We start from the raw sequence: 6,028 nt of genomic DNA on the forward strand, positions 1-6,028 counted from the left end.
AATGGCCACCATCATTACCTATTTTGGCCCGCAAAATTGGCGCTATGCCTTTTTTCTTGGAATTATATTTGCTGTACCGGCATTAACGTTTTGGGCGATTTATTCGACCCGTAAACGTTATTCAGAGTTTCACCAATCTTGTGTAGATAATCAATTCACACCACCAACAGATTTTGTGCACGATGAAGGAGAAGAAAAAACAAGTACGCATAGTACATGGGAACGTTTAAAACAAACTCTAAGTTCTCGGGGAATTGTGTTTACCGCAGCCAGTACTTTAATTACCCATGTAGTTTATATTGGTTTTTTAACTATCTTTCCTGCATTTTTATACAATATTGTCGGGTTAGATCTGGCGAAATCGGCTGGCTTGAGCGCTGTATTTACAATTACCGGCATGATGGGGCAAATTATTTGGCCGACTTTGTCCGATAAGATTGGCAGACGTCTCACATTGATTTTATGTGGTTGTTGGATGGCGGTCAGCATTGCAAGTTTTTGTTTAACCTCAGGCGTGGTTTCCGTCATCGCAATACAACTGTTTTTTGGTCTATCTGCCAACGCAATTTGGCCTATTTTCTATGCGACAGCATCAGATTATGCGCCAGCCGGAGCAATTGGAACTGCAAATAGTTTAATTACAGTTGCTCAGTATGTAGGTGGGGCAGTCGCACCGATTATTATGGGATATTTGCTTACGAGCTTTGGTGGTTGGCATAGTCATCAGGGGTATATCTGGTGTTTTCTCTTAATGTCATGTTGTGCGTTTATTGGCGTGATTTTGCAAATTATATTGGGTTATCTCATTAAAAAAGAAAAATTAGAACAAGTTGATAATTTAAGTTTGAGTGCAAATTAAATTATTATCTATTTCAAGTTTTTAATCTTATTTTCATCTCTGATGAGGCACCAGCAAAGTATGTCGATATTGGAATACTTTGCTGGCATTGAAAAGAAAACTAACTCTGCCAATACGGTGTGTCTCCATAGATTTCTGCAAAATAATCGATCACTGCTCTAATATTGAGTGGTGGATGGCGGACATTGGGATAAATGGCTGCGATATGCTGGGGGTGCGATTTAATCGCGACTTCATATTCAGGTAAAAGCTTTATTAAATCACCTTGTTTTAAAGCTTCGCCAATCAGCCAATCAGGAAATAAAACAATCCCCATGCCATGAAGCGCGGCTGTCATTAAACTCTCGGCATTATTCGATGAAAGTAACGGGGTAATTGGATAATGTACCCATTCTTCATTGGGCTTTCTCACTAACCAGCGGTTAGGACCTTCAAAACCTTTATAAACTAGGCACTTGTGTTGATTAAGTTCTGCTGGGTGGTCGAGCGTACCGTATTTGGCAACATACTGAGGAGAGGCAGCCAAATGATATTTCTGTGTACCAAAAATACGGGCATGAAATGATGAATCAGTCAGTGCTCCAATACGAAATATTAAATCTGTGCTTTCGCGTAATGGGTCTATAAATTCATCGGTTTGAATTAGTTCTATTAGAAGCCTTGGATAACGCTCTGATAAACCCGCCAACCACGGCGCAATATGCCGTTGACCAAAAAATACAGGGGCATTAATTCGGACGAGTCCAGATGGTTCTATGGTTTTATCTTGCAATGCCTTTTGAGCTTCATCAAATTGTTCGGTAATTCTTTTTGCATACTCAAAAAATAATTTGCCCGATTCCGTTGGTGTGATTGCTCGTGTATTTCGGTAGAAAAGTTGCTGCCCCAACGCATCTTCAAGTTGTTGAATGGTTCGAGAAATCATGGAGGCAGACACATCTTCTTTACGTGCTACATTCGAGAAGTTTTGAGCATTGTAAACACTAATAAAGAAGCGAAGCGTGCGGATATCAATCGAATTTGTTAAATCCATTTGTGCAATTTCTGCAAAAGTGATTCATGCATTATGCTGTTTTTCTGATGAATTGGCTACCTTAGTATTCGTTGCCTAGATACAGATGAGGCAATGTAGATGCAAATTCTATTACTACTCCTAACCATTTTAGGGGGAATGGGGCTATCGGTCGAAGCTGGGCTTTTAGGGCCGTTAGGAAAGGAAGTAGGTGAGTTGTGGGCCACTTTTAGTATTTTTGGTGTGGGTGCAGCACTTACTTTTTTACTCATGTTGTTTTTTAGCCCACGCAATAGCCCTTCATTTTTTACACTTCCATCTTGGCAATTACTCGGTGGCGTTTTAGGTCCGGCTTACGTCATTATTTTGACCATTACCACTCCAATTATTGGCATTGCAATGACCATGATTGGCATTTTAGCGGGACAGGTATCTAAAAGTCTGATTATCGACCACTATGGTTTACTGGGGACTCCACATCGGAAAGTAGACCGTAAACGGGTAGTGGCACTCATCTTTATTATTGCCGCACTTGTACTTGTGTCAAAAGCGTAGGAGACAGCCATGACAATTTTAATGATTCTTCTCGCCGTCATTGGTGGTGCTTTACTGAGTGTACAGGCCGCAATTAATGGTCAACTTGGAGCAAAAGTTGGTGTATTTCGTAGTGCTTTTTTGACTTTCTCGGTCGGTGCTCTAATTACGGCTCTCCTTATTTTTTACTTTGAACCTAAACAAACCTTAACACTATTAGATGTTCCTAAATGGCAGTTATTAGGCGCCATGTGTGGCGTACCTTATATTGTCATTATGGTACTGGCTGTACAAAGAATTGGGGCTGCAGTTGCTACGGTGGCTGTGATTTTTGGGCAACTTTTGATGAGTATCTTGATTGATAACTTTGGCTGGTTCGGCAATGAAACGCTTCCTTTTTCACTGTATCGATTAGGGGCGCTAATTTGCTTAGGGATTGCTTTATATTTTATTTATTCAAGCAGTAAGGATAAAAAGGTAGAAGGGTAATGCTGTAAAAAATTTTATAAAGACTTTGTGTGGAGCAATTTATCCCTCTACGCAAAGTCTTTTTATTTTTATTAGATTTTAATAGTATCTGATTAAATATTCTATTCAGAAAAAAGTTCAAAACATACTCTTCTTAACCATTGGTTGCTTGGTGTTTGATGAACTCGTGCATGCCAATGCTGCTTCACGCTATAAGTTGGAAAATGATAAGGCGGTTCTAAGACTTTTAGGCCACCTCTGACTAAAAGCACCTGACTTAAATAATGAGGAATAGTCGCAATCGCATCTGTGTCTTGAACAACTAATCCAACGCCTAGATAGCTTGGGAGGCGAACCAGAATATTTCGGTTTACTCCAAGTTTTTGTAACTCATGCTCCAGAACATAGTGTCCACCAGTTGCGAAAATATCGACATGCAGCTCTTGGCGAAATTCTTGATCTGATAGTGTTGTCCTTGTAAGCCTTGGGTGTTCTTTACTGGCAATACAAATATAACGTTGCTGGAAAAGTGTTTGCTGATAAAAACCCGCTTCGAGCTGAGGCAAAAAACCAATGGCTAAATCAATATCTCCATTTGACATCATGACTGGTGTATTGGCATCAATTGGGACAATTTCTAAGCGAATATTAGGTGCATGTGCACGTAAATAATTGATCAGTTTAGGTAATAAAACCAGATGGCTAATATCAGTCATGCTGATTTTAAATTGATAATTTGAAGTCTTTGGATCAAATTCAATATTGTAGTTTTGAACCAGTTTCAGTCGGTTCAGAATTTCTACAACCAGCGGAAATATTTGTTTAGATAACTCAGTAGGTTGCATCTTATTTTCAATACGGACAAAAAGTGGGTCCTGAAAATGCTCACGTAATTTATTTAACGCAATACTTAAAGTTGGTTGTCCAATTTCAAGCTGTTCGGCAGCTTTAGACACACTGCTATGTTTATAAATTTCAAAGAAAATTTGCAAAAGCCGAGTATCAAGATCAAACACTTTAATTTCCTTGTATTGATTTTATCAATACAGACTATTGTTTTTTGTGCATGGATTCAACAATTTTCGATTGTTAAATTGATGATCAAGGAAGAATAGGTCGTAAAAGTACAAAGCATTCTTGTACAAATTGGCCTTAAATAGAGGATCTGAAATGGAACATTTAGCAACACTAGATGACTTACCGAAACGTTATCTTGGTCAACTTGAAGAATCAAATTTAGTCCCTTTATGGCCAAGTTTACGCAATGTATTACCTCCGCATAAACCGATGCCGCAGACCATAGCAACTGCTTGGTATTTTCAGAATATTAAACCTTTATTGCTTGAAGCTGGTGAGTTAACACCAATTGAAAAAGCTGAACGCCGTGTATTGGTTTTAGCCAATCCCGGACATGGTCTGGAAAATATGAAAGCCAGTTCGGTCATGTATCTTGGCATGCAGCTTTTATTACCAAAAGAGTGGGCACCATCACATCGACATACCCCAAATGCAGTGCGTCTGATTGTTGAAGGTGAAGGGGCGTATACGACTGTTGAAGGTCAAAAATGCATGATGGAGCATGGGGATTTAATCCTTACACCATCAGGTCTTTGGCATGAACATGGACATGATGGCGATGAGCCAGTGATCTGGTTAGATGTACTGGATTTACCTTTAGTTTATTACATGGAAGCTTCTTATGTACAACCGGGTGAAATCCAAAAAGTAACCAGTGCCGGAAATGCTCATCATTATGGAACTGGCATTGTACCAACAGCACATTTTACCCGTGAAAATACTTCATATCCGATCATGCGTTACTCTTGGAAAGAAACCAAAAAAGTTTTGCATGCGCTTGCAGATGATAAAAACCATCAAGCTCCAATTCAGGTGACATACATCAATCCAGAAACTGGTGATGATTGTCAAAATATTATTGGTTACTCAGCTTTAATGCTCAGACCAAATGAAACTTTACAGCTCCAACCGCGCTCTACTGCCCAAATTTTTCATGTGATTGATGGTCAGCTCCAAGTCAAAATCGATCAGAAAGATTTCAATTTAAATAAAGCTGATACGGCATGTGCGCCATGTTTTTCACATATTGATTTAATCAATACCTCAGATCAACCATGTTATTTGTTTATTGCAGATGAGGCGCCCTTACAACGGAAACTGGGTTTGTACTCTGTGCGTGAGCGCCAGTAAATAGAATATTTTATAAGGATATAAATCATGTCAAATACTCAACAACCGATATTAATTGCGGGTGGCGGCATTGGTGGGTTTGCAGCCGCACTCGCTTTGGCAAAACAAGGCTTTAAGGTACAGGTTTTTGAACAGGCCCCTGAAATTGGTGAGATCGGAGCAGGAATTCAACTAGGGCCGAACGCATTTCATGCTTTTGATGCGCTAGGAATTGGTGAAATTGCTCGCAGTAAAGCGGTCTATACCGATTATATGGTCATGCATGATGCGATTGATGAATATCAGGTCGGCAAAATTCCAACCGATGAAAAATTCCGTGAACGTTTCGGTAACCCATATGCGGTGATTCACCGTGCCGATATTCATGGTTCATTGGTCGAAGGTGCAAAACAATACGGCAACTTGGAAATTATCACTAATTGTCATATTCAAAAAGTTGACCAAGATGATGCTGGTGTAACAATTACCGATCAAAACGGGAAACAATATCATGGTCAGGCACTTATCGGTGCTGACGGTGTTAAATCCGTTGTGCGTGATACCTATGTGGGTGACCCTGCATTGGTTACAGGTCATGTGGTTTACCGTGCTGTTGTACCTGAAAGCGAGTTTCCTGAAGACTTGAAATGGAATGCAGCCAGTATTTGGGTAGGGCCAAATTGCCATCTTGTGCATTATCCACTGCGCGGTGGAAAGGAATATAACGTTGTAGTGACGTTTCATAGCCGTGAGCAAGAACAGTGGGGCGTAACTGATGGCTCCAAAGAAGAAGTACTGTCTTATTTTCAAGAAATTTGCCAGAAAGCACGTCAATTGATTGAGTTACCAAAAAGCTGGCGCCGCTGGGCAACTGCAGACCGTGAACCGATTGAAACATGGACTTTTGGGCGTGTGACATTACTTGGCGATGCGGCACATCCGACCACGCAATATATGGCGCAAGGTGC

At 40.2% G+C, this 6,028-nt stretch carries 7 protein-coding genes; 5 read left to right on the top strand and 2 right to left on the bottom strand.

Translation table 11 applies throughout. The annotated features are described in order from the left end of the window. On the top strand, positions 1-859 hold an 859-nt coding region (locus tag C1642_RS19905), incomplete at its 5' end, for an MFS transporter (protein WP_228153981.1). A 100-nt stretch (positions 860-959) separates the two neighbouring features. Here the strand turns inward: C1642_RS19905 and C1642_RS17955 are convergent. Then, the gene (locus tag C1642_RS17955; RefSeq protein WP_103236694.1) at positions 960-1,892 is read right to left on the bottom strand and encodes a LysR family transcriptional regulator; all 933 of its coding nucleotides are present in this window, start codon (positions 1,890-1,892) and stop codon (positions 960-962) included. A gap of 99 nt (positions 1,893-1,991) precedes the next feature. On the opposite strand from C1642_RS17955, the gene C1642_RS17960 reads away from it, so the two are divergent. Further along, positions 1,992-2,426 carry a DMT family transporter gene (locus tag C1642_RS17960; protein ID WP_020753173.1) on the top strand — a complete coding sequence of 145 codons (435 nt, stop codon included), beginning with the start codon at positions 1,992-1,994 and terminating at the stop codon, positions 2,424-2,426. Positions 2,427-2,435: 9 nt separating this feature from the next. Further along, a complete protein-coding gene (locus C1642_RS17965; protein ID WP_098713483.1) occupies positions 2,436-2,894 on the top strand; it encodes a DMT family transporter in 459 nt (152 codons plus the stop codon). A 101-nt stretch (positions 2,895-2,995) separates the two neighbouring features. On the opposite strand, the gene C1642_RS17970 is transcribed toward C1642_RS17965, so the two are convergent. Continuing rightward, the gene (locus tag C1642_RS17970) at positions 2,996-3,889 is read right to left on the bottom strand and encodes a LysR family transcriptional regulator (RefSeq protein ID WP_000459879.1); all 894 of its coding nucleotides are present in this window, start codon (positions 3,887-3,889) and stop codon (positions 2,996-2,998) included. A gap of 154 nt (positions 3,890-4,043) precedes the next feature. Here C1642_RS17970 and C1642_RS17975 point away from each other — a divergent pair, with 154 nt between their 5' ends. Continuing rightward, positions 4,044-5,081, top strand: coding sequence for a cupin domain-containing protein (locus C1642_RS17975; RefSeq protein WP_000400481.1), 1,038 nt, complete (start codon positions 4,044-4,046; stop codon positions 5,079-5,081). Between the two features lie 27 nt (positions 5,082-5,108). Next, positions 5,109-6,028 (top strand): 3-hydroxybenzoate 6-monooxygenase (locus C1642_RS17980; protein ID WP_228153982.1); only part of this gene is annotated, 920 nt, incomplete at its 3' end.

Source organism: Acinetobacter sp. AKBS16 (assembly GCF_002899995.1).
GTDB classification, from domain to species: Bacteria; Pseudomonadota; Gammaproteobacteria; order Pseudomonadales; family Moraxellaceae; genus Acinetobacter; species Acinetobacter baumannii.